15 protein-coding genes are annotated in these 25439 nt (G+C 72.8%); 3 read left to right on the forward strand and 12 right to left on the reverse strand.

Annotated elements, in window-relative coordinates; translation table 11 throughout:
- Positions 1-98 precede the first annotated feature (98 nt).
- From CP981_RS13930 to CP981_RS13945, 4 genes are all read right to left on the reverse strand, one after another.
- Positions 99-6443 (reverse strand): type I polyketide synthase, encoded by a 6345-nt coding sequence (locus CP981_RS13930; protein ID WP_085927455.1) that lies wholly within the window; start codon positions 6441-6443, stop codon positions 99-101.
- A 36-nt stretch (positions 6444-6479) separates the two neighbouring features.
- Positions 6480-7814, reverse strand: a complete 1335-nt coding sequence (locus CP981_RS13935; RefSeq protein WP_085927454.1) for a beta-ketoacyl synthase N-terminal-like domain-containing protein — start codon at positions 7812-7814, stop codon at positions 6480-6482.
- Between the two features lie 79 nt (positions 7815-7893).
- The gene (locus tag CP981_RS13940; RefSeq protein ID WP_229894347.1) at positions 7894-8100 is read right to left on the reverse strand and encodes a DUF5988 family protein; all 207 of its coding nucleotides are present in this window, start codon (positions 8098-8100) and stop codon (positions 7894-7896) included.
- Positions 8101-8344: 244 nt separating this feature from the next.
- A complete protein-coding gene (locus tag CP981_RS13945; RefSeq protein WP_085927452.1) occupies positions 8345-8947 on the reverse strand; it encodes a hypothetical protein in 603 nt (200 codons plus the stop codon).
- Positions 8948-9708: 761 nt separating this feature from the next.
- On the opposite strand from CP981_RS13945, the gene CP981_RS13950 reads away from it, so the two are divergent.
- Positions 9709-10758, forward strand: a complete 1050-nt coding sequence (locus CP981_RS13950) for a tyrosine-type recombinase/integrase (protein WP_244329649.1) — start codon at positions 9709-9711, stop codon at positions 10756-10758.
- Positions 10759-10853: 95 nt separating this feature from the next.
- Here CP981_RS13950 and CP981_RS13955 read toward each other — a convergent pair whose 3' ends face one another.
- Complete coding sequence (locus CP981_RS13955) at positions 10854-11672, reverse strand: IPT/TIG domain-containing protein (RefSeq protein ID WP_085927451.1); 819 nt, start codon at positions 11670-11672, stop codon at positions 10854-10856.
- Positions 11673-12227: 555 nt separating this feature from the next.
- Entirely contained in the window at positions 12228-13457 is a 1230-nt protein-coding gene (locus CP981_RS13965) for an FAD-dependent monooxygenase (RefSeq protein WP_244330033.1), read from the reverse strand.
- A gap of 183 nt (positions 13458-13640) precedes the next feature.
- Between CP981_RS13965 and CP981_RS13970 the strand changes: the two genes are divergently transcribed.
- Positions 13641-14426 carry a TetR/AcrR family transcriptional regulator gene (locus tag CP981_RS13970; protein ID WP_085928640.1) on the forward strand — a complete coding sequence of 262 codons (786 nt, stop codon included), beginning with the start codon at positions 13641-13643 and terminating at the stop codon, positions 14424-14426.
- A 52-nt stretch (positions 14427-14478) separates the two neighbouring features.
- On the opposite strand, the gene CP981_RS13975 is transcribed toward CP981_RS13970, so the two are convergent.
- The 3 genes from CP981_RS13975 to CP981_RS13985 all read right to left on the reverse strand — a co-directional run bounded on the left by CP981_RS13975 (position 14479) and on the right by CP981_RS13985 (position 19066).
- Positions 14479-15543, reverse strand: coding sequence for an alpha/beta fold hydrolase (locus tag CP981_RS13975; RefSeq protein WP_085928639.1), 1065 nt, complete (start codon positions 15541-15543; stop codon positions 14479-14481).
- 177 nt (positions 15544-15720) lie between these two features.
- On the reverse strand, positions 15721-16800 hold the full coding sequence (mreB, locus tag CP981_RS13980; RefSeq protein WP_085928638.1) for a rod shape-determining protein: 1080 nt from the start codon (positions 16798-16800) through the stop codon (positions 15721-15723).
- Between the two features lie 151 nt (positions 16801-16951).
- The gene (locus CP981_RS13985) at positions 16952-19066 is read right to left on the reverse strand and encodes an FUSC family protein (RefSeq protein ID WP_085928637.1); all 2115 of its coding nucleotides are present in this window, start codon (positions 19064-19066) and stop codon (positions 16952-16954) included.
- Between the two features lie 268 nt (positions 19067-19334).
- Here CP981_RS13985 and CP981_RS13990 point away from each other — a divergent pair, with 268 nt between their 5' ends.
- Positions 19335-20354: an alpha/beta hydrolase gene (locus tag CP981_RS13990; RefSeq protein WP_085928636.1), complete on the forward strand. Its 1020-nt coding sequence runs from the start codon at positions 19335-19337 to the stop codon at positions 20352-20354.
- 88 nt (positions 20355-20442) lie between these two features.
- Here CP981_RS13990 and CP981_RS13995 read toward each other — a convergent pair whose 3' ends face one another.
- The 3 genes from CP981_RS13995 to CP981_RS14005 form a co-directional block, all read right to left on the reverse strand.
- On the reverse strand, positions 20443-21303 hold the full coding sequence (locus CP981_RS13995) for an ABC transporter permease (RefSeq protein WP_085928635.1): 861 nt from the start codon (positions 21301-21303) through the stop codon (positions 20443-20445).
- A complete protein-coding gene (locus CP981_RS14000; RefSeq protein WP_085928634.1) occupies positions 21300-23999 on the reverse strand; it encodes an alpha/beta fold hydrolase in 2700 nt (899 codons plus the stop codon). Before CP981_RS14000 ends, CP981_RS13995 begins: the two co-directional genes overlap by 4 nt.
- Before the next feature lie 178 nt (positions 24000-24177).
- On the reverse strand, positions 24178-25425 hold the full coding sequence (locus CP981_RS14005; RefSeq protein ID WP_150522337.1) for a sensor histidine kinase: 1248 nt from the start codon (positions 25423-25425) through the stop codon (positions 24178-24180).
- Positions 25426-25439: the final 14 nt, after the last annotated feature.

Consider the following 25439-nt stretch of genomic DNA (forward strand, 5'->3'; position numbering starts at 1 on the left):
GGAAGAAATGCTACCGCTTCCACGGCGCCGTGAACAGACGGACGCCCGGCGGGCTTCGGCTGCCCGCCGGGCGTACTGTGCCCCCGATGACCGGGGAATTACGGTGCCGTCAGTTCCAGGCCCAGCTGCTCGGCGATACCGGCGGTGAGGGCGGCCAGCGTCGGATGCTCCCACACGAAGTTCCGCGGGAGGTTCAGGTCGAAGGAGCGGTCGATGCGGGCCCGTAGCTCCATGGCCAGCAGCGAGTCGAATCCCAGGGATTTCAGCGGGGTCTGCGGGTCGAGCGAGCTCTTGCCCAGCCGCAGGATGTCGCGGACATGGCCCGCCAGATGCTCCTCCAGCGCCGCCCTCCGGGCCAGGCCGGGCGGCAGCGCGGTGAGCCGGGCCCGGATGTCCTCGGTGCCGTCGGGCGCCGGGGCTGCCTGCTCAGCCGGGACGTCGTCGGACAGCCCGCTGAAGAAGGGCAGATGGCGGCCGGCGGGCGGCAGCCAGGTGTCCGGCGGGCCGGGAAGCACCCCGGTCTGCACCCGCCGGTGCGCCAGCAGCGTCTGGAGCGCCGCCAGGCCCTGGTCGGTGGGGATGGTGCGGTAGCCGCGGCTGCTGAAGTCGGTGGCGACCCCGATCTCGCCCCACGGGCCCCAGTTGACGGCCAGCGTCGGCATGCCCTGCGCCGAACGCCAGGCCGCGAACCCGTCGAGCCAGGAGTTCGCCGCGGCGTAGGAGCCCTGGCCGGGGTTGCCCAGCAGCGAGGCCATCGAGGAGAACACCGCGAACCAGTCCAGCGGATGCCCGTCCGTGGCCTGGTGGAGCTGCCAGGCGCCGGCGACCTTCGGCGTCCAGACCCGCTCCAGCTGGTCCTCGGCGACGTTGGCGATCACCGCGTCGTCCAGCACCATGGCGCAGTGCACCACGCCGTGCAGCCGGAAGCCGTCGGCCACCGCCGTCGACACCAGCCGCGCGGCGACCTCCGGCTCGGCGATGTCCCCGAGGACCACCGACACCTTGGTGGTCTTGCCGATCACCGCGGCGAGGGTCTGCGCGACCTCGGGGGACGGGGCGGAGCGGCCGTTGAGCACGAGGTGGCCGGCGCCGTGGCCCGCGAGCCATTTCGCCGTGGCCAGCCCCAGCCCGCGCAGCCCGCCGGTGACGATATAAGCGCCGCCCTCCTGTACCGGCATGTCCATATCGGGCAGCACCGCGGGGGCCTCCCCGCTGTCGGGCACGGTCAGCACCAGCTTGCCGACATGCTCGGCGGCGGCCATCGTGCGGAACGTCGTGGTGGCCTCCGACAGCGGATACTCCGTGCAGTGCAGGGGCTTGAGCCGGCCCTCCTCGAACGCGGCGAGGACCTCCTGCCACACCGTGGCGAAGGTGTCCGGGCGGTTGCGCCGCAGCTCGATCAGGTCGACGGTGCTCAGGCTGATGTTGTGCCGCAGCGGCAGCATGCCCAGCGGTGCGTCCGCCAGGATGTCGCGGACCCCCAGCTCCACGAAGCGGCCGAACGGGCGCAGCGTCTCCAGTCCGGTCCGGATGGCCGCTCCGGACAGCGAGTTGAGGACCACGTCCACGCCCTCGCCGTGGGTCGCCTCGCGGGTGCGTTCGCCGAACTCCAGCGTGCGGGAGTCCATGACGTGGCGGATGCCCATGCCCCGCAGATAGCGGCGCTTGTCCTCGCTGCCGGCCGTGGCCAGCACCTCGGCGCCCAGCATCCGGGCCACCGCGATGGCCGCCATACCGGTGCCGCCGGTGGCGGAGTGGATCAGCACCCGCTCCCCCGCGGAGAGCCGGGCGACCGAGCGCAGCGCGTACCAGGCGGTCAGGAAGGCGATCGGCAGCCCGGCCGCGACGGCCGGTTCGATACCGAACGGGACCGGGGCCACCGCGTCGGCGGGCACGGTCAGGAACGACCCGAACGCGCCGCCGCTGAGATCGACCGCGATCACCTCGTCGCCGACCTGCGGGCGGTCCACCCCGTCGCCGACCGCGGTCACCACGCCCGCGCATTCGAAGCCGATGCGGTAGCGGACGTCCGTCTCGCCGGGGAGCAGGCCCATGGCCGTGAGCACATCGCGGAAGTTCAGGCCGGCGGCGGTGACCCGCACCTCGACCTCGCCGGGCCGGGGCGCGCGCCGTTCGGTGACGGCGTACTCCAGGCTCGACAGATCGCCCAGCCGGCCGGCCCGCAGCCGGAATCCGTCCACCCCGTAGCGCACGGTGCACGCGGTGGCCGCCTCCTCCTGGCCGCCGCCGGTCCCGGCGTGCTCCAGACGGGCCACGTACCGGCCGTCGGCGCGCAGCGCGACCTCGTCGTCGTCCGCGTCCGCCAGCAGTTCCAGGGACACCTCCTCGGGATCGGCGTCGTGCGGATCGGCGTCCACCAGCACCGGCCGGAGCTCGGGGTGTTCCAGGGCGCCGACCCGCAGCAGTCCGCGCAGGGCGCTCTGGCCGAGGTCGACCTCGTCGCCCGGCACCACGCCGCGGGCGCCGCGCGTGACGACGTACAGCCGGGGCGTGTCCGTGGTGGCGGTGAGGGCCTGGAGGGCGCCGAGCAGCCGGCGGGTGCGCCGCAGGGACTGCTCGGTGGGCTCCTGGCCGTCCGCCGGGCCGCACACCAGCACCACGCCGCGCGGGGTTTCGAGGGTGGCGGCCAGCCGCCCGGTGAGGGCGTCCCGGAAGGTGTCGAGGGAGGTGTCGTCCAGCGCCCGGTCCCAGACGACCGTACGGGCGCAGCGGGTGCGCAGCGCGGCGGCCAGCGCCTGCGCCGAGCCGTCCGCCTCGCCCACGACGACCCAACTGCCCGGCGCGTGACCGCCGTCGGGGGCCGCACGGGGGGTGGCGCGCCAGCCGATCTCCAGCAGCCAGTCGTCGACCGCCGGGGTGCCGCGGGCGGCCGCGCGCCGTGCGAAGCGCAGTCCGTTGACGACGAGCACCACGGCGCCGCTGTCGTCCAGGAGGCGCACATTCGCCACGATGGCCTCCGGCGTGATCTCGCTGACGTGCGCGTGGCAGTACACGGCGGTCGCGGGATCACCGATCAGCCGCAGCGCCTGCATGCCCACCGGCAGCACCAGCGTCTGGTCCTCCTCGTTGATCAGGGGCGCCACGGCGAGCTGGGCGCAGACGTCGAGGAGGACGGGGTGCACCGGCAGCCCGGGGGACGGGCTGCCGGCCTCGCGCGGTACCGCGACCTCGGCCCAGAAACTGTCGTTGTGGCGGCCGGCGTTCAGCCGGCGCACGCCGGTGAAGGCCGGGCCGTGTTCCAGGCCGCGCCGGCGCAGCCCGGCGTAGAGGTCGGCCGGTTCGACGGACAGCGGGTGGCGCCGGCTCATGTCCTCGACGGACCGGGGCCGCAGTTCGGGCCGGACGCTGAGCCGGTGCAGCACCGCGTCGGCCTGCGCCTCCCAGTCGCCGTTCTCGTTCCGGGCGAGGATCTGGCACTCGGCGCGGTCCGGTGCGGTCATCGTGACGACGGTGGAGACCTCGGTGTCCGCCTCCAGCCGCAGCAGCTGCTTGAAGTGGATCTCGGTGACCTCCACTTCGTGCGGTGCCGCGCCGAAGGCCTCGCAGGCCACCGAGAGGGCCAGCCCGCAGTGCGCCGCCCCGGGGAAGACGGCGTTGCCGTGCACCCGGTGGTCGGCGAGCCAGGGCAGCGCGCCGGTACCGGCATCGGCCCGCCAGCAGTGCCGCACGGGCTCGCCGGGGAATTCGGTGTGGTGGCCGGGCAGCTGGGCCCGGGGGGCCTCGGCGACGGCCGGGGGCTGCGGGGAGTCGGCCCAGTGGTGGCGCCGGTCGAAGGTGACGGTGGGCACGTCCACCAGCTCGCCCTCGGCGTAGAGGTGCCGCCAGTTCACCGGCACCCCGGCGCAGTGCAGCGCGGCGAGCTGGGTCCGCAGCGTGGACTGGTCGTCCTCGTCGCGGCGCAGCGTGGGCAGCACGACGGGGTCCCCGACGAGTCCGGCCAGGCTGCTGCCGACGGAGTGGGTGACCACGGGGTGCGGGGAGACCTCGACGTAGACCACGTGCCGGTCGGCCGCCGCGGCGGCCACCGCCTCGGCGAACCGCACCGGGCGGCGCAGGTTGTCGCACCAGTAGTCGGCGTCGAAGGCCGGTGTCTCCCCCGGGTCGACGACCGTCGAGTAGAACGGCACCTTGGGCTGCCGCGGCGCGAGCCCGGACAGTGCCGAGCGCAGCGCCGGCAGCACCGGGTCCACCAGCGGGCAGTGCGAGGCGACGTCCACCGCGATCGGGAACACCGGGATCTTCCGGGCCTCCCAGGCGGCGGCCAGCCGGCTCACCTCGGTGGTCCGCCCGGCCACGACGGTGGAGTCGGGCGCCGAGAGGACGGCGACCGACACCGTGTCGGCCGCGCTGTCGGCGAGTTCGGCGCGCACCGTGGCGGCGTCCAGAGCGACGCTGAGCATGCTGCCGCTGCCGGCGATGTCGCTGAGCAGTCCGGAGCGCCGGCAGATCACCCGCACCCCGTCGGCCAGGGTCAGCGCCCCGGCCACCACCGCCGCGGCGACCTCGCCCATGGAGTGGCCGATCACCGCGGCGGGTTCGACGCCGTACGAGCGCCAGGTGGCGGCGAGGGCCACCTGGAGGGCGAACAGCACCGGCTGCACCGTGCCGCAGCCCTGCACGGGTCTGCCCTGCCGCACCACGTCGAGCACCGACACCTCGCTCTGTGCTCTGATGAGCTCGTCGAGCTCGGTCAGCGCGTCGAGGAAGGCCGGTTCGGTCTGCAGCAGTCCGCGTCCCATACCGGGCCACTGGGAGCCCTGGCCGGAGAACACCCACACCGGCTGCCGCTCGACGGCGGCGCCCACCGAGCCGGTCACCACCGCCGGGTGCCGCTCCCCGGACGCGAAGGCCCGCAGCGATCCGATGAGTTCGCGGCGTGCGGAGGTCACCACGCCCATCCGGCCGCGGCCCGCGCAGCGCCGCAGGGCCAGGGTGTGCGCGATATCGCGGAGCGGCACGTTGGCGCCGTCACCCTCCATCCAGTCCGCGAGCCGGGTGGCGGCGGTCGGCAGTACGTCCGGGGAGCCGGCCGACACCAGGAAGACATCGGAGGTCGTCCGGGTCGGCCGGCCCAGGTCCTGGCTCGGGGCGGGCCGCCGTTCCGGGGCCTGTTCCAGCACGACATGGGCGTTGGTCCCGGAGAAGCCGAACGAGGACACGGCGGCCAGCCGGGTGGCGGTGCGCAGCGGCCAGGCGGTCAGTTCGGTGGGGACGAAGAAGCGGGTGCCCCCGGGGGTGATGGCCGGGTTCCAGCGCCGGAAGTGCAGATTCGCCGGGATGGTGCCGCTCCGGAGGCACAGCACGCTCTTGATCAGCCCGGTGACCCCGGCGGCCGGTTCCAGGTGGCCCACGTTGGTCTTCACCGACGTCAGGGCGCACCGGCCGGGTCCGTAGCCATAGACCTCGGCGAGGCTGGCGAACTCGATCGGGTCGCCCACGGGGGTGCCGGTGCCATGGGTTTCGATCATGCCCACGTCCCGCGGGTCGACCCCGGCCTGGGCGAGGGCGTCCAGATACAGGGCCCGCTGGGCGGTCACCGACGGTGCCGCCAGGCCCTCGGACGAGCCGTCCTGGTTCGTCGCCGAGCCGCGCAGCACCGCCAGCACCCGGTCGCCGTCCCGCTCCGCGTCGGCGAGGCGCTTGAGCACCACGACGCCGCAGCCCTCGCCGCGGACGAACCCGTCGGCGTCGGCGTCGAAGGTCCGGCAGCGGCCGCCGGCCGACAGCATGCCCATACGGGCGAAGGACCGGGTGATGCGCGGCTGGAAGCTCAGCGTGACGCCGCCGGCGAGCGCGACCTCGCACTCACCGGCGGCCAGGGCCCGGCGGGCCATGTGCACGGCCACCAGGGAGGAGGAGCAGGCGGTGTCCAGCGCCACGCACGGCCCGTGCAGCCCGAGCAGGTAGGAGATCCGGCCGGCCGCCACACAGTGCCCGTTGGTCAGGATCGAGCCCTCCAACTCCTGCGGCTGACCGGCCAGTTGGTCCATGTAGTCGCTGTAGCTGATCCCGGCGAAGACGCCCGTGCGGGTGCCGTTCATCCGGTCCGGCGGGAGGCCGGCGTGTTCCAGGGCCTCCCAGGTGACCTCCAGCAGCAGGCGGTGCTGGGGGTCCAGGACGTCGGCCTCGCCGCCCGCGACGCCGAAGAAGGCGGCGTCGAAGCCGGTCACCTCGCGCAGATAGCCGCCCTGACGGGGCGTCGGTGCCCGGCTCCCCGGACCGGGGGAGCCCTCGGGAACCAGGCGCCGGCGCTCCGCGGGCAGCTCGCCGACGGCGTCGCCCCCGTCGACCAGCAGCCGCCACAGGGCCGCGGGCGAATCGGTGTCGCCGGGGAGCCGGCAGCCCATGCCGATCACGGCAACGGGCTCTGTCTCATGGATGGGTCGTGACTCGGCTGGCGAGCCGTGCATGTCGTTGCTCATCGGGGTCTCCGTATGTGGGAGGTGATCTGCCCGTGGTCACACGGCTTCCGGACTGCCGAGGAGGATGGCGTTCTTCACGCCGCCGACCTGGTAGTTGAAGCTCAGCGCGTAGTCGAAGTCGAGCGGGCGGGGCCGCACGCCGGGGACGGGGTCGAAGGGCAGCCCGTCGGCCGGCTGTTCGCAGTTGGCGGTGGGGCAGACCTGCCCCCGCTCCATCATCATCAGCGTCATGGCGACGCCCAGGCAGCCGGCCGGCGCCCCGTTGTGGCCGAAGCAGCCCTCCTGGGAGGTGACCAGCACATCGCTCTCCGGCCCGTACAGCTCCCGGATGGCGGCCGCCTCGAAGGCGGTGACGACGATGTTGCCGTCGCTGCCGCCGTGGACGTACGGCACGTCGTCGATCCGCCACCGGTCGCCGAGACAGCGGCGGACGGCGGCGACCAGCTCCGCGCCGGTCTCGTCGGACGCGAGGGGGTTGGCCAGGCCGTCCCGGGTCATGGCGGTGGCCAGCACCTGGCCGTACATGTGCGCACCGCGCCGGGCGGCGTGCTCACGGCTCTCCAGGATCACCGTGGCGGCGCCCTCACCGTGGTTGATGCAGTCCGCCCGCCGGTCGTAGGGCCGCATGAGGGAGGTGAAGGACGGCAGCAGCTCCGGCATGTCGGTGGTGCGGAGGGCGTCATAGGTCTGCTGCGCCCCGCTCAGCAGCCGCTGGATGTTCTGGATGAGGTGGACGTTGAAGACGTCGACGCCGGTCACGACCGCCACCTCGACCTCGCCCTGGGCGATCATCCGCCGGGCGTTGCCGACCTGTACGGCGGACGAGGCGCAGCCGCACGAGACGGTGTAGCAGGGGCCGTTGGACTGCGTCAGGGCCGCCTGGACCAGGGCGACGTCGGAGGGTGTCACGGCCTGTTCGGCCGCGACGAACAGCTCCATGGCGTCCGGCGCGCTGGTCTTGCCGGGGTCGGCACTGAGCACCGAGAGATAGCTCTCGATGTTCGCGTCGACACCACCGCGGCCGACCAGGATCGCGGCCTCGCTCAGGGCGCCGCCGTAGGTGGTCAGCCCGGCATCGGTGGTGGCCTCCGCCATCGACACCAGACCGAAACGGTGCGCCGAGGTGTAGTGGCGGGAGAAGAACGGCGGCACATCCGGGAGGCGTTCGTCGAACATCTCCTGGGTGAGCTCCACCGAGCCGTAGTAGACCTCGTCCCGCTTGAGGCAGGACCGGCCGTTGGAGATCACCGCCCACATGTCATCGGCGGTGAAGACCGGCTCCGTCTGGCCGGGCAGACAGAATCCGACGCCGGTCACCACCACATCGCGGTTCTTGTTTCGTTCTCCGGAGTTCCCGGACCGTTGGTTCATGACAGGGCTCCGTCCCTCACGAGGTTCCACATGGTCGTTCTCCTCTGTGCATTGCTTTCTGCTGCGGGCCGCATCGCGCCTACTCGGCGATTCGTGTGCGGTAACACCAGCGGTAGACCGGGACCTGTTGTCCGCCCAGGTCCGCGTATTCGCCGTAGAATTCGAAACGCTCGTACCCGTTGCCCCGCAGGAGCCTTATCGGGTCGTCCGCATCGTCGCGCATGTGCTGCGGCAGGGCATTTCCCTCCGGCCCGTCGACGAGGATCACCATTGTTCTTTTCGCCATACTGTTCTCCCGATGTTCTGTCGCAGTGGGTGGTGGGGGGCAGGCTTCAGTGGGTGAGGTGGGGGGACCTGGTGGCAGATCACTGCGGGACCGTTGCGGCGGGATGACAACTGCCGGACCGGCCAAGGCGGATGGAGCGGCGACGGCGACGTCGGGGGGCGTCGACGACGGTGCGGGCGCGGCGGAAACGGTGACCGTTCACGGTCCGGCGGCGCCCGGTGCAGGCTGCGGGATTCCGTCCCGCTCAGGCCTTGTTACTGAATTCCGCCGCGAGAAAAGCGGCGGGACGGGTGCCGGTGACGCGGGCGGCGGTCATCGGCACGCTTCCGTTGCCGAGGGAGCGGCTCATGCCGCGCAGCAGGCAATTCCCGTCCGGGGAAGCCGAGGTGGGGGATTCGAAATTCCCGCTTCCGGTGATATGGCCACCGGTGCCGGGGAATTCGGGCCGGTCACCGCGAACACCGGGGGCGACCGCTACGGGGCATCCGCCGGCGCCGGGGACCGGGACGGCCCCGGCCGGTACGAGGGTGCGGAAGCACCGGTCGGCTTCCCCGCGGACGGGGAGGGGGTACCGTCCCGCCGGGGAATCCGCAGTGGTGGTGCGCCGGCGCGTGGCCTGCGCGCTTCCGGTGTCGTGCGGAGCGTGGATGCGGTGCGGCGCCGGGATGGCGGTGCCGGACGCGGGGGCCGGACCGGCCGCGGAAACAGGCGCGGAATCCTCACCGGGCACCGGGATCGGGAGACTCAGATCACCGTCGGACCGGTCGGGTTCCGGTGCGGTCGCGGTGCGGGCCGGGATCAAGGCACCTACGCCGTTGACCCAGCGAATGGTGGAAATGGTTCGCATGACGCCCCCTGATCCGAATGTGGGGGCCGATCAGCCGGTGCCGAGGTGCCGGCACCGGCTGACGGATCCAAAACCCTCTACCGGGGACGCCCATACGGCATCTCGGTCTGACCGCAACCAGGCGCTGGGCCGGGCCAACGGGTAGGCCAGGTGCCGCTCCCCGGAGAGGATGGGCGGCCCACCGGTTGGATGCGACTAGTTATCCATGCGGCTCGGCGGGCTACAACAGTCAACCGATAAGGCCACCCGTTCGGAGCAGCGCGAAAAGCGGAATCTCGTACCAACTTGCGCAATGGCCTTTGAAGATGCCTTTATTCAACTCATGACTGATGCAGCGTTGGATTGTGCACTGCGGCGGCTTGATCACGATGAAGAACCGTGTGCAGCAGCAAGCTCACCGCTTGTCATTCTTGTGTGTGGCGGAACACAGCGGGAACCGACGCGCCGTCAATAGCCGACCGCCGCCGGCCGCCGCTGATGGTGACAATGGAAGTCACTTCAACTTCGACAAAGCCTACGCCGTCCCGCATCTTCCGTTGTCCATAAGCGAGTTGGAGGTGCGTCAATACTCCCGTACCGGTGAGTTGATCCACGGGAGGGCCGTCGGCGCGGACCGTCTGTGCGGCGGAGCCCGGCCTTTTGCACCGCCCACAGGCACGATGTGGTCACGATTTCCCGGCTTCGGTTTCACGCTCCGGAGCGCATCGCGCCAAGAGCCCCGCCGGCCGAATAACTTCCCAGCAGACAAGGGTGATTCGACAATGAACGATAACGCCGGGAGCCGGATTCCGCCCGGTACCGACACCCACACGATGTCACTCACCGCCTACGGGGAACACAGGTGGGAGGCAGCGATGCACGGCCTGGAAACCCTGACCATGTCCCCCTACCAGGCCGGGTGGCGGCTGCGCGTCGTCCCCAGCATCGGCCACGTCCTCGTGCGCAAGGTCACCCGCCGGGTCGTCAACCGCGCCCTGCACTGCTGGATCGCCGACGAATGCGGCCTGTCCACGGTGAAGAACAGCCTCGCCGTCCTCGTCCGCGTCCTGGAACAGGCCGTCCGGGACGGGGTGCTGGACGCCAATCCGGCGCGGGTGGCCGGCTGGCAGCAGGAGTACCAGCGTGCGCAGGCCGAGCGCACCGCGCCGCGGTCGCTGGCACTGCCCGGCGCGGACGCCCTGGAGCGGCTGGCGACCACCCTCGTCCGGCGGGCCTCCGACGGCTACGAGGGGTGGGGCGACATCGTCCGGTTCGCCGCCTGGACCGGTACCCGCTTCAGCGAGGTGTCCGCCCTCCGGGCCCAGGACATCGATGTGAGCACCTGGACCTGGCAGGTCCAGCACTTCACCGTGTCCGAGCCGGAAGGCCTGCACGACCGCCCGTGCCGAGGCAGACACCACCGGGTGGTGCCGCTGCGCCCCGCCGCCCGCGAACTGGCCGCGGGACGGCTGGAGACGGCGCGGCACCGGCCGCAGGCCCGGCTGTTCACCGGCCCGCACCGGAGCCGGTTCACGGCCGCGGCACTGCGGGACGCGACCCACTGGGACGACGTGGTGGACGAGCTCGGCCATGAATACCTCCGGCGCCAGGACCTGCGCCACACGGGCCTGACATGGATGGCGGACGCCGGGCTCCCACTGCCGCTGCTGTGCGGCGCCGCCGGGCGGCCCCCGCAGGACACCCGGCGGTATCTGCCCCCTGACGGGCCGCGCGTCCCCGCGCAGAGCCCCGGGGAGCCACCGGCGAGTTCGGCCCCCACCCGGCGTACGGGCGGGGGCCGAACCGTTTCCCTGCGTCCCCCTACGGAGTGACGGTGCCGGGCTTCCCGGCTAGGCCCGGCCGGGGACTGCGCATGCGGCCGACCTCAGGCGCCGGGACCCGGACCGTCCCCCACAGGGGCCGGCCGTCACAGGTAGGTGAACGACCCGGCGTTGACACTGCCGGCCGCGGTCTGAACGGTCACCTGCACCGTCGTCCCGCTGGTGCCCGGCGGAATGGTGCCGGTCACGGTCGTGCCGGCCGCATCCACCGTCACCCCCGTGGCGGGTGTGGCCCCGAAGAGCACGCTCGCCCCGAAGAGGTTGGTTCCGACGATGGTGAAGGCGCCGCCCGCGGACCCGGTGGACGGCGTCACCGTTCCGGTGACCGTCGGAGGCAGCAGCAGGTAGGTGTAACCGCCCGGGACGGACGCGGTGCCGCCCGCGGTGGTCACCACGACCGGGACGTTGCCCCCGGAGGGCGGCCCGGCCGGTGTGACACCGAACAGGACGGAGCCGGTGGGGTCCGTGCCCAGCACGGTCGCCGCGTTGCCGCCGATGGTGACGGAGGCACCCTGAAGGTTCGAACCGATCAGGGCGAACGGCGTACCGCCCGCGGTCGGCCCCGCGTTGGGGGCGATGGCCGCGGCCACCGGAGCGCCCACCGCGACGTAGGTGTACGACGCCGGGTTGCTGGTACCGGCGGCGTTGGTGACGGTGACCTGCACCGGACCCGCGGCGTGCGCCGGAGCCAGGACGGTGACGGTCAGCCCCAGCGGGTCCTGCCCGACGATGGTCGCCGACGTTCCCCCGAAGAGGACGCTGGTGGCACCGCCGAGGCCGAGACCGACCAGCTGCACCGTGTTGCCGCCCGTGGTCGGCCCCGTCGCCGGCACCGCGCCGAGCAGCAGCGGCCCGATCGAGAACGGCAGGGCCGGGAGCCCCGGCTGAATTGTGGGTGTAGACATGAAAGTCCTCCTGCTGTGTGAGCTCGTTGCTCGGCCGCTCGTGGCAGACAGGGCACACAAGCCGGAACCCGAGCACTGGCAGCAGCCGGCCGCACAGGAGGACGACGCAGACGGGCGGACCTGGCCGGCGCGCACCTGGGCGGTGCGGGGGGCCATCGCGCTCCTGGCCGCCCTGCACAGCACCTCAGCGAAGAGGACTGGTGGGCGGGCCGACTACCGAAACCCGAGGGGGATGGACGGCCCACCGACAGGCCACACCAGTAACCCAGAAGAGTCGCCACCAGGCAATCGTGTTGACCCCGGAGCACCCGATCGGCGGAGCGCGAAAACGGGTGGCTTCACTACGAGCGGGGGCGGGGGCGGGGCCCGGGGGGGCGGGGCCGAGCGGGCGGGGCCGAGGGGGCGGGGGCGGGGCGTTCGCAGCGGGGGCTTCGGGGGGCTCCCCCTCCCCCCGCCCTCCCCCTCCCCGCCCCAGCCCCCTCGCCACCCTCGCCGGTCACCTCAAGTAAGCCTCATACACCACCAGTTGCGCCTATCCACTACCCACCACCCCCGTCACCCCACAGTCGAGGCCGGCCCCGTGACCAACGACGGGTAGTCCTCCAGCGTGATCGCCGCCGAGACGTCGTGGCCCTGTTCCAGCATGGCGGTGACGGTGGACGGGGTGTTCAGGGCGGTGTTGCGAGCGTCGATTGCCTCCTGGGTGGTGGGGGCGAAGAACTCGCCGGCTCCGCGGCCGCCTTCCTGACAGCGGGTGACGTAGGGGCGCAGCTTCTGTTCGTAGCGGGCGAAGGCCGTGCGGTGGTCGGCCCCGGCGAGGGCCAGTTCGCCGGCGAGGACATAGGCGCCGACGATCGCCGAGCCGGTGCCCATGCCGCCGAGTGTGGCGCCGTACGCGGCGTCTCCGAGGAGGGCTATGCGGCCCGTGGACCAGTGCGGCACATCGACGCGGCTGATCGAGTCGAAGTAAAGGTCGTCGGTCTGCCACAGGGTGTCGAGCAGTTCCGGTGTGCGCCAGCCGGCTCCCTCGTAGGCGCGGGCTATGACCCGCTTCTGGGACCGGATGTCCCGCCGGTCGTAGGGGAGTTCGTCCTCGGAGGCGAAGACGCAGAAGGCTTCGCCGGTGTAGCCGGGCTCCCCGGTGCGGCGGGGCAGGCGGCCGACCGTGACCAGCCGGCCGGGTTCGCCGTAGCCGACCGGGCGGGCGCCGAGGTCTCCGGCGCCGGCGGGCAGGTCCCATGCGGCGAAGTAGTAGCCGAGGTGGCTGACGCATCGCTCCTCGGGGGCGAAGGCGAGCCGGCGCACGGTGGAGTGCAGACCGTCGGCGCCGATCACGAGGTCGAAGGTGCGTGGCGCGCCCCGTTCGAAGGTGGCGTGGACGCCGTCGGCGGTCTCGGTGAGTGAGGTGAGGGAGTCGCCGAAAAGGTACTCGGGGGCGGGGCCGCCGTCGGGCGGGGTCAGGCTGTGTTCGTGGAGGAGGCGGGCCAGCTCGGAGCGGAGTATTTCGACCTCGCCGGCGGCGAATTCGGGCGGGAGGGTGGAGAGGTCGCGGCCCTGCCCGTCGATGAACGTCATGGGGGTGCCGGGGCCGGTGCGGTGCCGTCTGATGGCTTCCAGGACGCCCATGCGCTCCAGGACCACCCGATGTGCCGCGCCGCGGAAGTCGACCGCGAAGCCGCCACCGCGCAGGGCGGGGGCCAGCTCGATCACCGTCGTCCGGTAGCCGTAGCGGCCGAGCCAGTAGGCCAGGGCCGGGCCGGCCACGCTGGCGCCGGAGATCAGAATTCTGCGCTGTGGTGGTGCCGTTCGCTCCCCCCGCGCCCGGTCGGGCCGGCCCGCGGCCGGGTGTCCCGCTGTCATTTCGTACGTCATCGCACGCTCCCCACGTCGATCGGTCGTACCGACAAGAGGAACTGTATCCGATGGACACTATTTTGTGTACCCCGGACACAGTTTTAGGATGCGGGGATGGCTGGAGACGACGAAAAGCGCAGCGTGTTCGGGGATCAGGCGGGCAGCGTCGAGTTGCTGTGGGGCGGGCGCGAGCGGCCCAGCCGGGGACCCAAGCCGGCGCTGAGCCTGGAGCGGATCACGCTGACGGCCATCGACCTCGCCGACACCGGCGGGCTCGGGGCAGTCTCCATGCAACGGGTCGCAGCCGAACTGGACTTCACCAAGATGTCCCTGTACCGCTATGTGCCGGGCAAGAGTGAGCTGATCGCGCTGATGATCGACCGGGCGATGGGGGAACCGCCGGGCGCGCCGTCACCGGACACCGCCGGCCGGAGCGGCGAGGAGCCGTGGCGGGTGGAGCTGCGGGCCTGGGCGCACGCGCTGGCGGAGGTCTACCACCAGCACCCCTGGCTGCTGGGCGCGGCCGTCGGCCCCCGGGTCATGGGGCCGCAGGAACTCGGCTGGACCGAGCGGGCGCTCGCCGCGCTCGCGGACACCGGGCTGACCGGTGCCGAACAGCTCGACGCGGTGGTCGTGGTCAGCGGCCACATCCGGGCCATCGCCCAGGTCGCGACCTCGATGGGGCTGGGCAGCGCTCGGGCCAAGGACCCCGAGCAGGTCATGAGCGCGGCCCTGAACGAACTGCTCGCGGGCCGCGCCGACCGCTTTCCCGCGGTCGCCGCGGCCGTCGCGGCCACCGAGACCGACCGCGCCTCCCGCGACCGGGCCGGGGAGTTCGGCCTGGAGCGGATCCTGGACGGCCTGGCGGCCTACATGAGCCGGGCGCGGGGCAGCGCCTAGGGCCCGGCCGCGCCCCCGTCCCCGGGATCGCCGTGCGCCCGCCCGTTGCCCCCTAAGCCGCCACCCGCACCGCACCCTCCGGCAAAGACCGCAGCCAGTCGACCATCAGCCGGTTGACCTCCTCGGGGCGTTCCTGCTGGACCCAGTGGCCGCAGCCGTCGAGGAGGTGGGCGGCACAGAGGCCGGGGAGGGTGTGGGGGAAGGCCTTGATGGCGTCGGCCAGCCAGTGGGTGGTGGCGTCGTGTTCGCCGCCGATGAAGAGGGCGGGCTGGGTGAGCGGGGCGCCGGTCCAGGCGGCGAGGTCCTCCCAGTCGCGGTCGACGTTGCGGTAGCGGTTGAGTCCGCCGGTCAGGCCGGTGCGCTCGAACTCGGCGGCGTAGAAGTCGAGATCGGCTTCGGTGAGCCAGGAGAGGGGCCGGGGCGGTCCGGCGGGGAAGCGGTCGGACATCTTGCCGCCCGGGGGGATGAAGAAGAGGCCGGGGCCGGAGGTGGGCTCGGCGTCGCCCGAGAGTCCGGCGTAGAAGCCGGCGAGCCAGGTGCGGACATCGGGTTCGATCTCCGCCTCCGCCCGGCCCGGCTCCTGGAAGTAGTTGATGTAGAACTCCTCGGCTTCGCCGATTCGCGCGAAGGCCTCGGTGGGGCGGGTCGTGCCGCGCGGCGTGTACGGCACGCTCAGCAGTGCCACGGCGGTGAAGACGTCGGGGCGCAGCAGCGCCGAGTGGGCGGCGATGGGTGAGCCCCAGTCATGGCCCGCGATGACGGCGGTCTCCTCGCCGAGGGCGCGCACCACGGCGGCGTTGTCGGCGACATGGGCCAGCATCCGGTAGGCCGCCACCTCGCGGGGCTTCGACGAGCGTCCGTAGCCGCGTACGTCGAGGGCGACCGCCCGGTAGCCCGCCGCGGCGAGGGCGGGGAGCTGGTGGCGCCACGAGTACCACGACTCGGGGAATCCGTGGACCAGCAGGACGAGCGGTCCGGTGCCCTGCTCCACCAGGTGGATGCGGCCGCCGGGGGTCTCGACCGTGCGGTGGGTGGCCGGCGGGACGGCGGCGGCCCGGTCCGGTGCCTCTCCCGGGGGCGTGGCCGGCGGGGGCGTCGTCTCGGCGGACTGCGGCATGGTTCCTCCTGGGGCGAGTACGGCCGTGCTCATGAGGGCGGTGCACAGGGCCCGCGCGGCGTCATGCCCCGCCGTGGCCCGGCCCGCTCCGCCACGATCATGGCGCGGCCGGCCCGGCGGGCGCGAGGGTTGTTGCCGGAACGGCAAACGCCCCTCGCGGACGCCGGGTTGCGCCTGCTACAACCGCACCGTCTTCCGCGGCTGCTGCTTGGCGCCGGTCAACAGGCCGTGCAGGGAGGCGAATTCGTCGACGCACTTGGCGGTGCCGTTGACCACGCAGTCCAGGGGCTCGTCGGCGACCCGGACGGGGACGCCCATCTCCTGGCGCAGCCGCCGGTCCAGGCCGCGGAGCAGGGCGCCGCCGCCGGTGAGGGCGATGCCGTGCTCGACGATGTCGCCGGAGAGCTCGGGCGGGCAGTCGTCGAGGGTGCGGTGGACGGCGCGGACGATCGCGTCGACGGGCTCGGCCAGTGCCTCGCGGATCTCCTCCTCGGTGATCTCCTGGATGCGGGGCAGGCCGTTGACGTGGTCGCGGCCGCGGACGGTGTAGGTGGACGGGCGGTCCGGTTCACCGTCCTCGTCGACGTCGACCGGGGTCCAGACCGCCGAGCCGATCGCGATCTTGATGTCCTCGGCGGTGCGCTCACCGATGTCCAGGGCGTGCTTCTTCTTGATGTAGCCGCTGACGGCCGCGTCCATGGCGTCCCCGGCGACCCGTACGGACTGGGCGGTGACCAGGCCGCCCATGGAGACGACGGCGACCTCGGTGGTGCCGCCGCCGATGTCCACCACCATGCAGCCGACCGGCTCGTCCACCGGGAGGCCGGCGCCGATCGCGGCGGCCATCGGCTCCTCGATGAGGTGCACTTCGCGGGCGCCGGCGCCCCGGGCGGAATCGACGACCGCGCGCCGTTCGACGCCGGTGATGCCGGAGGGGACGCAGATGACGACCCGTGGCCGGGAGAAGCGGCGGCTGGGCAGGGCCTTCTTCATCAGGGCGCGGAGCATCTGCTCGGCGGCGTCGAAGTCGGCGATGACGCCTTCGCGCAGCGGGCGCATCGCGGTGATCCCGGACGGGGTGCGGCCGATGGTCCGCTTGGCTTCCAGGCCCACGGCGATCACCGCACCGGCGGCGTTGACCGCGACGACGGACGGCTCGTTCAGCACCACGCCCTTGCCGCGGGCGTACACCAGGGTGTTGGCGGTGCCGAGGTCGATGCCTATGTCGTACGTACCGGACGAAGTGCTGGAGGCCATGGGGGGTTCGTGTGCTCTCTCGCGACGGGGTGGGCTCCCGGGGCATTGCGCTTCAGACAACCCCATGGGCTACCAATAGCGTTCATTGCGGGCAACTGTTAAGACTACCGGGGACACCGATTGGTTCCCCTCCGTACCGCCTCCTCTCCGCTCACCGGCTGCTGTTCTCCTCGGCGCCGCGGGTCTCCCCGCGGTCGGTGCCCGGCTCCCTGGACAGCGCCTCGGCCAGGTCGTCGAGGGCGTCGAGAAGCAGGTCCGCGACGCGCAGGGCGACACCACGGTTCTCGTCCTCCGCGTCCCATCTCTCCCATACGGCCCGCAGCTCGGTCCAGTTCAGTTCGCCCCGGTCCCGGACCGCCTGGGTGGCCTCCTCCAGGGAGGCCCGCAGCTCGAAGGCGAACGCGGTGGCACCCGGTGAGGACGCGGCGTCCCGTTCGGGGAGGTGGACCTCCAGGATCATGGTGACCCGGCCCATGGTGGCGAGCGCTGCGCCGGCCGCCTTCGCCGAGGCGGGCGACAGGCCGCGGTGGCGTACGGGTTCCTTCTCGGCGCGGGCCTCGCTCTCCTCCCAGGCGGCGCGGGCGGCCCGGGAGTCCAGCAGGGCGTCGCGGACCTGCCGGGGGCGGCGTTCGGCGGGTGTGGCGTACAGGTCGAACACGGCCAGGGCGTAGTCCCCGTTGGCGGCCAGCCAGGCGGCGAGACCGTCGCGGAGCCTGGGGGTCTCCCAGGCGGGGAACAGCGCGTACGACAGCATCGCGAGCAGCCCGCCGAGGAGGGTGAGCACGACGCGTTCCTGGACGGTCTGTTCCCAGCCCGCGCCGGCGATGCCCAGCAGGAAGACGACATAGGCGGCCACACACGCCGAGGTCACCGAGAAGCCGGTGCGCATCAGCAGATACATCAGCGCGACGCAGACCACGGCCAGCCCGGCGCTGACGTAGATGCCCGGATGCGTCAGCGCCATCAGCGCCCCGGCGATTCCGACGCCGACGAGGGTGCCGCAGAAACGGGCGACGCCTCGCGAGTAGGTCTGGGCGAAGTCGGGGCGCATCACCATGACGGAGGCGAGCGGCGCCCAGTAGCCGTGGCCGAACGGGAGCGCGGTGCCCAGCAGATAGCCGGCCGCGGCGACCGCGGCGACCCGGAGGGCGTGCCGGAAGATGTGCGAGGTCCAGCGGGCCTCGCGGTGCAGGGCGCGCAGGGCGCCCGGTACCAGCCGGGGGACGCTGGGGCGCAGCAGATGGCCGCGTTCGGCCTCGGTGGTGGGGCGGGTGGCCTCGACCGGCTCATCGGTGAGTTCGACGGCGTCGGCGAGCAGGGAGATCAGGCGGTAGGCGGAGCGGCGGGCGGCCCCGTGGAGCATCGGGCCGGTCGCGGGGACTTCGAGGGTGGCCATCGCCTCGGGCGGCAGCCGGACCGGCTTCGCGTGCCGTACGGCATGGGCGACGGCGTCCAGGACGGTGGCCGCGGCGCCCAGCAGATCGCGGACCCGGTCGCGTTCGGGGCCGTCCGTCGGGGCGCCGACGACCGGGTCGGCGAGGGCGGCGAGGACCGGCCGGACGCGTTCGGCGAGGCCGCGCGGGCCGTGCAGTTGGACGGGGCGGCGGCGGGCCTGACGCGGGGTCACGGCGGAGGCGAGCCGGGCGTCCATCAGGGGCGCCGGGTCGAACGGGGCGACCGGGTCGTGCCGCAGCCGCCGCGCGTAGTCGGCCTCGGCGGCCAGGGCGTCGGCGAGCGCATCACGCTGGACGCCCCAGGGGCGGACCGGGAAGACCACGATGAGGGTGGCCTGGACGAGCCCGCCGAAGAAGATCAGCGCGGCGTGTTCGGCCGCGCCGAGGACGGACGTCGGCAGGGTGACGGTGACCAGCATGATCGCCACGGTCTGGGTGCCGGCCAGCCCGGAGACCGGGCCGATCGCCCAGGCCATGCCCGCCAGGAAGGTCCAGCCGGCCAGCAGCAGCACGAACGCGACGACATGGGCGGCGGCCAGATAGCCGAGGAAGGTGGAGACCGCCAGCGCGCCGGCGACGGCGAGCGCGAGCACCGGCCGCGGCCGCATGCTGCGCTGGAAGGTGACGATGCCGGAGGAGAACGCGCCGAAGGCGGAGGAGACCGCCAGCGCCGGGTCGCCCAGCCACAGGCACAGCCCGATGACGACGGCGACGCCGGCCGAACCGCGGATCGCGATCAGGGGGGTGAGCTTGGTCCGCTCGATGGTCAGCCCCGAGCGGGCGGCTTCCTTGAGCGCACGCGACCAGGTCATAGCGAGAGGATACGGGGCCGGAGGCGGGGGTTCCGGAATGTCCTGAGCGGGCTCCGCGTCCCCGCGTGCCGCCCGTGCACCGGGAAAATCCCGGTAAAACCGCCTTCCCGCTCCGCGGGCAACATCCCAGGTCACCAAGGGGATGCCGGCATTCCGGACGGGCGGTGCGAGGAAGCCGACACCCCGGTGAGGAAACCGGGGGCCGGGCCACCGCCCTCTTGCTCCCCAGCCGGGACAAGTCCCGGGTGTCCGGCAAGGAGAAAGACCCGTGCACAGAGCCCCGTTCCGCCCGGTGATCGCACTGATCGCCCTGACCGTCCTCGCCGCCACGGCCGGCTGCGGCACCAGCGCCTCCCAGGCCGCCCCCGTCCGGTTCGCAAGCACCCAGGCCGACGCCGCGGTCCACGCCGGCCCGCCCGGGAAGCGGTCGCTGGTGCAGTGGCCCACCCGGCCGATCAGCTTCGACGAGGAGAGCCGGGTCGGCGGGGCGGGCGGGAACACCCCGATCGGCGTGACCACCCTGCACGGCCCGAAGTCGGGCTTCACCGGGAAGGTCTGGGTCTGGGCCCCGCCGGAGTACTACGAGAAGCGGAACGCGCACAAGGGCTTCCCGGTGATGGAGGCGCTGCCCGGCTCGTACGGCTACCCCGTCAACTACTGGAAAGGCGCCGACCTCAAGCTCCAGGAGAACCTCGCTCGCTGGTCGAAGAACGGCAGCAGCCTGCCGTTCATCGTCGTCATGCCGGTGCTCAACCCCGACGACAAGCAGTACTACGACGGCAGCGACATACCGGGACAGCCGAAGATCGGCACCTGGCTCAGCCAGGACGTGCCCGACCTCGTACGGCAGAACTTCCGCACCCTCAAAACGCGCGACGCCTGGGCGATCATGGGCTCCTCGTCGGGCGGCTTCGCGGCGCTGAAGAACGTGCTCCAGAACCCGGACACGTTCAAGGTGGCGATACCCAACGGGCCGGACATCGTGCCCGACTCACCGCTGTGGAACGGCCACGCCCGCGAGGAGCGGGAGAACAACCCGGAGGTGCTGGCCCGCCGGCTGATGGCACGCGGCGGACCGGACGTCTACCTCGCCTTCCAGGACGGCTCCCGGGAGTACACGGTGCTGCCGAAGGTACGGAAGTTCCTCGCGCAATACGGGCACGGCCCGGTGCACACCCGGCTCCAGATAGTGCCGGACGGCACCCACAGCGCGGCCACCTATGTACGGGGCCTGGGCGAGGGCACCATGCGCTGGGTCAGCGCGCACATGCAGGGGCCGACGGCCTGACGGGGGCGGGCCCGGGGGACGGGCGCCGCGATGGGCGGCCCACCGTCACGCCCACCCGGCCCCGCCGTCTCGCCGCCCCGTCCCCGCCCTACGACACCACGTCCTTGCGCGCGAACCCCCGGAACGCCAGCGCGCACAGCACCAGGGCGTACGCCACCGAGACCGCCGAGCCCTGGATCATCCCGGACCACTCCATCCGGGGCTGGAGGGCGTCCGCCCAGGAGTACTGCCAGTGCGCGGGCAGCACGTTGCGCCAGGTGCCCAGGGCCGTGACCTGGTCGAGGACATTGCCGACGATGGTCAGCCCGACGGCGCCGCCGACCGCGCCCAGCGGCGCGTCGGTCACCGTCGACAGCCAGAACGCCAGGGCCGCGGTGACCAGCTGGCTGACGAAGACATAGCCGACCACGACCGCCAGCCGCGGCACCGCCTCGCCCGCGGACAGCGCGCCGCCGGTGGGCAGTTGCAGCGGCCCCCAGCCGTACGCGGCGCTGCCCACCCCCAGCGCCACCAGCGGCAGCAGCAGCATCGCGGCGGCGCTGAACAGCAGCCCGACGGTGAGCTTGCTCAGCAGCAGCCGGGCCCGGGGGACCGGTGCGGCGAGCAGATAGCGCAGCGAGGCCCAGCTCGCCTCCGACGCGACCGTGTCACCGCAGAACAGCGCCACCGGCACCACCAGCAGAAAGCCCGCGGAGACGAACAGCGCGGTGGCGGCGAAGTTGCCGCCGGACGCGGTGGCGGTGTCCATCAGGGTGATCCGGCCGTTGCCCCGGCCGGCCGGGTCGCCGCCGATCGCGAACGCCGCCACCAGCACGAACGGCAGCGCCGTCAGGATGGCGGCGATCACCAGCGTGCGGCGGCGGCGCAGCTGGCGGCGGGCCTCGACGCGCAGCGGGAGGGTGCGGCGCGGGCGGTAGCCCGCCGCCCGCGCCATGGGGGTCGCGGTCATCGGTCCCCTCCGATCAGGGTGAGGAAGGCGTCCTCCAGGCGTCGGTGCGGGCCGACGCGGTCCACCGGCACCCCCAGCCGGAGGAGTTCGGCGAGCAGTTGGGGCGTGTCGGCGCCGTCCAGCCGTACCAGCAGGCCGCCCTCGGCGCGTACGGCGGAGGCGACGCCCGGCAGCGCGGCCACCTTCTCCACCACGGCGTCGTCGACTTCCTCCGCGACCCCGACCAGCAGGGTGTCGCCGGAGCCGACGATCTCGGCGACCGGACCGGCCTGCACCAGCCGGCCGCGGTCCATGACGACCAGATGCGTACAGCTCTGCTCGACCTCGGACAGCAGATGGCTGGAGACGATGACGGTGCGGCCGGCCGCGGCGTAGCGGATCATCACGTCCCGCATCTCCCGGATCTGCGGCGGGTCGAGCCCGTTCGTCGGCTCGTCGAGGATCAGCAGATCCGGCAGGCCGAGCATGGCCTGGGCCAGGGCGAGGCGCTGGCGCATGCCCTGGGAGTAGGTGCGCACGGCACGCTGGAGGGCATCGCCGAGACCGGCGATCTCCAGCGCCTGGTCGAAATGTGCGTCGGCGACGGGCCGGCCGGTGGCCTGCCAGTACAGGTCGAGGTTGGCGCGGCCGGACAGATGCGGCAGGAAACCGGGGCCCTCCACGAACGCGCCGACCCGCGACAGCACCGGGGCGCCCGGCCGGACGGCGTGCCCGAAGATCCTGATCTCGCCCTCGTCCGGCGTGATCAGCCCCATCAGCATCCGCAGGGTGGTGGTCTTGCCGGCGCCGTTGGGCCCGAGCAGCCCCAGCACCTGCCCCTTCTCGACGCGGAAGGACAACTCCCGTACGGCGTACCTGTCGGTGGACTTCGCGTACCGCTTGCTCAGCCCGCCGATCTCCAGCGGGACCTCGGCGAGCGCCTCATCGGGCGCGGGCGCCGCGGTCCGGCGGCGGGCGGTGAGCAGCAGCAGCGCGGCCACCACCGCGGCCGCGGCCGGCAGCTCCCAGGTCCAGGCGGGCAGCGGGGCGGCGGCGCTGCGCACCTCCGGCGCGGTGGGCACGTCGAGGGCGCCGCCCTTCAGGGAGACGGTGTAGGTGGCGGGTTCGGCCGGGGAGGCATAGCCGAGGTCGGTGGTGGAGAGGACCAGCCGCATCCGGTGGCCGGCCGCGAAGTCATGGTCGACGGCGGGCATCCGGAGCCGCACGGTCCGGCCCTTGTCGGCGTCCTTGATCCGGTACGGCGTGACGAGCTGGGACGGCAGCACCTGGCGGCGGCCGTCCGGGCCGACGTCGTAGACCTTGGCGAAGAACACCGCATCCGGGGAGTCGGAGCGGACATGGACGGTGGCGGTGGGGCTGCCGGTGAGGTGGACGGGGCTGCGCAGCGGCGCCGATTCGAAGCGGGCGTACTGGCCGGAGAAGTCCAGCGACAGGCCGCCGGCGCCGAGCGAGGAGAGGTTGCCGAGCGCCCCGACCCCGGGCACCGCGGAGATCGCCGGCGGTCCGGCGCCGGGCGGGTTGCTGAAGGTCTGGGCGCGGCCGGCCAGCCGGATCCGCCGCGGGTCGTGCTCCAGTCCGGCGTAGCGGTCGGCGTGCGCGCCGCGCAGCCGCACCGCGCCGTTGGTGGAGTCCACTCCCCCGCTGCGGCTGATACGGAACGCGGGACCGGTGTCGGCGTGCTTGTCGCCCTTGAGGTAGCGGTCGAACCAGGTCTTCGTCCGCCCCTCCAGGCGGGCGGCCTCCCGGTCGCCGCCGTCGTGCCCGCCGGAGATCCAGTCGACGCCGACCGGCGCCCCGTTCTCGCGGAGCTTCTTGTAGAGGGCGTCGGACTGGTCGAGCGGGAACAGTGAGTCGGTCTGGCCCTGCATGATCAGGGTCGGCACCTTGATGCGGTCGCCGACGGCGGACGGGCTGCGGTCCGCCAGGAGCTTCCGGGCGGCGTCGTCCGGCCGGCCGTGGACGGCGACCCGCTGGTACATCCGGCACAGCTCGGGCTCGAACCGCCCGCAGCCCCCGGACGTGGTGGGGGCGGGCCCCGGCGAGCCGGTGGCGGTGCCGGCCGAGCCGGTGGTGAAGAAGATCCCGGCCCACAGCTTCTTGAACACACCGTGCGGGAAGAGGGCGTCGGCGAGGTTCCAGTAGGTGATCTGCGGGGCGATGGCGTCGACCCGCCGGTCGTGGCCGGCCGCCAGCAGCGAGATCGCCCCGCCGTAGGAGCCGCCGGCCACCCCCACCCGGGGGTCGCCGGCCTTGTCGAGCTGCACCTCGGGGCGCTCGGCCAGCCAGTCGATCAGCCGGCGGACGTCGGCGACCTCACCGTCCGCGGCGTTCAGCCCGATCTTGCCGGTGGACTTCCCGAAGCCGCGCGCCGACCAGGTCAGAACGGCGTAACCGTCCCGGGCCAGCTGCTCGGCCTGGGGGCGGAGGTTGGCCTTGCTGGCGCCGAATCCGTGGGCGAGCAGCACCGCGGGCCGCCGCCCGGAGCCGCCTCCCGCGGTGAAGTAGGAGGTGTCGATCCGCACCTTCTTCGCGCTGCCGGGCTTCTCCGGCATCGTCATCAGCCGGTCCGTACGGTGCACGGCGGGCGCGGCGTCCGAGGAGGCGGCCGCCCAGGTGCCGCCTCCTATGAGGACGGCCAGCGCGCCCGCGGCGGCGTACCAGCGCCGGCCGCGCAGTCGGATACCTCGGAGATCCATACCGTGAATCCTAGGGAGGACCCGGACCGGGCGGCCGGTACCCCGGGCGGAACCCGGCAGCCTCCCTGGGGAGTAGGGTGCGCCCTCCCGTACCGCGGATGCGGTAGCCGGCCGGGGAGCCGGGCCCGCCGTCCGGACCAGCCGAGGCGGCGGTGCACGCCCGTGCCGGGTCGGCCGCCTACCGCGGGAGGACGACCCGCATGATCAGCCCGCCGCCCTCCCGCGGCTGCGCCGTGATGCTCCCGTCATGGGCCCGCACCACCGACCGCACGATCGACAACCCCAGACCCACACCCTTGTCACTGCCCGTGCGCTCGGTCCGCAGCCGCCGGAACGGCTCGAAAAGATTCTCCACCTCATACGCCGGCACCACCGGCCCCGTATTGGCCACCACCAACACCGCACACCCCGGCTGCGACTCGGTCACCACCTCCACCCAACCCCCCTCCGGCACGTTGTACCGCACCGCGTTCTGCACCAAATTCAACGCAATCCGCTCCAGCAGCACCCCATTACCCTGCACAAACACCTGCTGCCGCGCCCCACGCAGCTCCACCCCCTTGGCGTGCGCCTCCTCCCGCGTCTGATCCACCGCCTGCGCCGCCACCTCCGACACATCCACCGGCTTCTTGTCCACCACCCGGTTCTCACTCCGCGCCAGCAGCAACAACCCCTCCACCAACTGCTCACTGCGCTCATTCGTCGCCAACAGCGTCTTGCCCAACTGCGCCAGCTCCGGCGACGCCGCCGGATCCGCCAGCTGCACCTCCAACAACGTCCGATTGATCGCCAACGGCGTCCGCAACTCATGCGACGCATTCGCCACAAACCGCCGCTGCGACTCAAACGCCCGGTCCAACCGGTCCAGCATCTGATCGAACGTGTCCGCCAACTCCTTCAGCTCATCATCCGGACCCCCCAACTCGATCCGACGATGCAAATCCGAACCCGCCACCCGCTGCGCCGTCCGCGTGATCCGCCCCAACGGCGACAACACCCGCCCCGCCATCGCATAACCAAAAGCGAACGCCACCACCGTCAGGGCCACCAGAACGGTCAGCGAGTGGTTCAGGAAGCTGTGCAGCGCCCCTTCGCGCTGGTCGTGGAGGCAGTCGCTGATCGCCGCGTTGATCTCGCCGGCCGTGCCGAGCGACGGCAGACCGGGACAGCTGACATTGCCCACCCGGACGTCGGTGCCGAAGATCCGGAACTCCGGGGTGCCCTGCGTGAGGGTCTGGGCCGCCAGGATGTAGATGAGCGTGAGCAGTACGACCCCGGCCACCAGGAACATGCCGCCGTACAGCAGCGTCAGCCGTATCCGGATGGTGGGCCGCAGCCACGGCGGCGGGCGGCGCCGCGGCTCGGGCTCCGTGGGGGGCGCCGGCGGCAGGCGCGGCGGCGCGGGTGCCTGGGAAGCGGGTGCCACGGCGCTCAACCCCG

This window comes from Streptomyces platensis, assembly GCF_008704855.1.
GTDB classification, from domain to species: Bacteria; Actinomycetota; Actinomycetes; order Streptomycetales; family Streptomycetaceae; genus Streptomyces; species Streptomyces platensis.

Coding starts and splice junctions, on each gene's coding strand:
- CP981_RS13955 (WP_085927451.1), bottom strand. CDS start 11,672: ATGTCTACACCCACAATTCAGCCGGGGCTCCCGGCCCTGCCGTTCTCG.
- CP981_RS13975 (WP_085928639.1), bottom strand. CDS start 15,543: ATGCCGCAGTCCGCCGAGACGACGCCCCCGCCGGCCACGCCCCCGGGA.
- CP981_RS13945 (WP_085927452.1), bottom strand. CDS start 8,947: ATGCGAACCATTTCCACCATTCGCTGGGTCAACGGCGTAGGTGCCTTG.
- CP981_RS13970 (WP_085928640.1), top strand. CDS start 13,641: ATGGCTGGAGACGACGAAAAGCGCAGCGTGTTCGGGGATCAGGCGGGC.
- CP981_RS13935 (WP_085927454.1), bottom strand. CDS start 7,814: ATGAACCAACGGTCCGGGAACTCCGGAGAACGAAACAAGAACCGCGAT.
- CP981_RS14000 (WP_085928634.1), bottom strand. CDS start 23,999: ATGGATCTCCGAGGTATCCGACTGCGCGGCCGGCGCTGGTACGCCGCC.
- CP981_RS13950 (WP_244329649.1), top strand. CDS start 9,709: ATGAACGATAACGCCGGGAGCCGGATTCCGCCCGGTACCGACACCCAC.
- CP981_RS13985 (WP_085928637.1), bottom strand. CDS start 19,066: ATGACCTGGTCGCGTGCGCTCAAGGAAGCCGCCCGCTCGGGGCTGACC.
- mreB (WP_085928638.1), bottom strand. CDS start 16,800: ATGGCCTCCAGCACTTCGTCCGGTACGTACGACATAGGCATCGACCTC.
- CP981_RS13995 (WP_085928635.1), bottom strand. CDS start 21,303: ATGACCGCGACCCCCATGGCGCGGGCGGCGGGCTACCGCCCGCGCCGC.
- CP981_RS13930 (WP_085927455.1), bottom strand. CDS start 6,443: ATGAGCAACGACATGCACGGCTCGCCAGCCGAGTCACGACCCATCCAT.
- CP981_RS13940 (WP_229894347.1), bottom strand. CDS start 8,100: ATGGCGAAAAGAACAATGGTGATCCTCGTCGACGGGCCGGAGGGAAAT.